We start from the raw sequence: 1,375 nt of genomic DNA, 5'->3' as shown, positions 1-1,375 counted from the left end.
ACGCCGCGTTCACGCTCTTCCTCCGGGACACGAGCCGGATGCAGCCGGCGGGACGACGGGTCGCGTCGGCCGAGGCGTTCCGCAACCTGCTCGCTCGCACCGCCCTGGCGATGCCGTCGCTCCCCCTCGTCGTCGGGGCGCTCGCGACCGGCGGGCCGGAGCGGAGCGCGCAGCTCCTCGACCTGCTCTTCCGCCGGTCGGAGCGCTACCTCGCCCGGGTGGCCGCCGACCGCGGGTGGGCCGCCGGAGCGCTGGCGCGCGACGTCCGGACGTTCTGGAGTGCGGCGTTCGGCGCCGCGCTGCTCCGTGCAGCCGGCGTCGCGGGCACTCCTGAGGACGTCGACCTCGCGTCGACCCTCTCGGTCACCGCCGTGCGATGACCGACCCGCGGCGTCACTCGCCGAAGCCGGACCGCACGAGCGCGACGAGGGCGTCCACTGCCTGCCGGGCGTCCGGACCGGACGCCTCGACCGAGACCGTCGCGCCCTTCGGCAGCGCCAACGCCATGATCGCGAGCAGGCTCTTCGCGTCGACGTCGTTCACCCGGACCCGCGCCTCGAAGCGCGCGGCCGTCTTCACGAACTCCGCAGCGGGCCGGGCGTGCAGCCCGCTCTCGTTCACCAGTTCGACCGCGGCCGACGCGACAGCGCCGTCGGAGGACCCGGCCGTCTCGTCGACTGCAGCCGGCGTGGGGTCCGGTGCCGTGCCTCCAGGCCGGTCCGTGTCGGGGGTGCCCGCGGCACTCGCGGCGGCCGTGAGCACCGCCGTGACGTCACCGCCGGTCTGGGCGGCGACCGCCGCGGCCACCGTGCCCTCGACGAGGGGTGCCGGCGAGACGTGGACACGCGCGCGGTCGTCCTCGTCGAGGAAGTCGAGCGCCGTGTCGGTCGTGAGGTAGGCCGACCCGAGGTCGCACAGGACGACGATCCCGTCGGCGTCGCGGAGTTCCTCGAGCCCGGCGGTGATCGCCTCGAACGACGTGCCGATCCCGCCGTCCTCGGTGCCGCCGGCCGCGACGAGCGGCACGTCCGCCGCCATCTGGCGCGCCAGCTCCACCGTGCCGGTCGCGACCGACGCGCTGTGCGAGACGACGAGGATGCCGACGGTCACGCGGCGTCCACCGCGGCGCGGAGGAGGTACACCGAGGACTGGGCCCCCGGGTCGCGGTGCCCGACGGCACGCTCGCCGAGGTAGCTCGCACGGCCCTTCCGCGCCACGAGGGCGTCCGTCGACTCGGCGCCGGTCGCCGCGGCGTCGGCCGCGGCCGCGAGGACCTGCTCCGGGCTGGCGCCCTCACCGGCGGCGGCAGCGGCCGCGTCGACCGCCGGGGTCCAGGCGTCGACCATGGTCTGTCGCCGACTCGGCCTGCCGCGGA

3 protein-coding genes are annotated in these 1,375 nt (G+C 76.4%); 1 reads left to right on the top strand and 2 read right to left on the bottom strand.

Annotated elements, in window-relative coordinates; genetic code table 11:
• The coding region (locus I59_RS11275; RefSeq protein ID WP_022903949.1) for a TetR/AcrR family transcriptional regulator C-terminal domain-containing protein at nucleotides 1-380 on the top strand (380 nt) is incomplete at its 5' end.
• 13 nt (nucleotides 381-393) lie between these two features.
• Here the strand turns inward: I59_RS11275 and dhaM are convergent.
• The gene (gene dhaM / locus I59_RS11270) at nucleotides 394-1,110 is read right to left on the bottom strand and encodes a dihydroxyacetone kinase phosphoryl donor subunit DhaM (RefSeq protein WP_022903948.1); all 717 of its coding nucleotides are present in this window, start codon (nucleotides 1,108-1,110) and stop codon (nucleotides 394-396) included.
• A partial coding sequence (locus I59_RS11265; protein ID WP_031273652.1) for a DAK2 domain-containing protein occupies nucleotides 1,107-1,375 on the bottom strand: 269 nt, incomplete at its 5' end. The genes I59_RS11265 and dhaM, both read right to left, overlap by 4 nt.

The sequence above is a fragment of the Curtobacterium sp. B8 genome (assembly GCF_000333315.1).
Classification (GTDB): Bacteria; Actinomycetota; Actinomycetes; order Actinomycetales; family Microbacteriaceae; genus Curtobacterium; species Curtobacterium luteum.
Note: the sequence above shows the minus strand (reverse complement) of the source record. Positions and strands in the feature narration are given on the sequence as shown.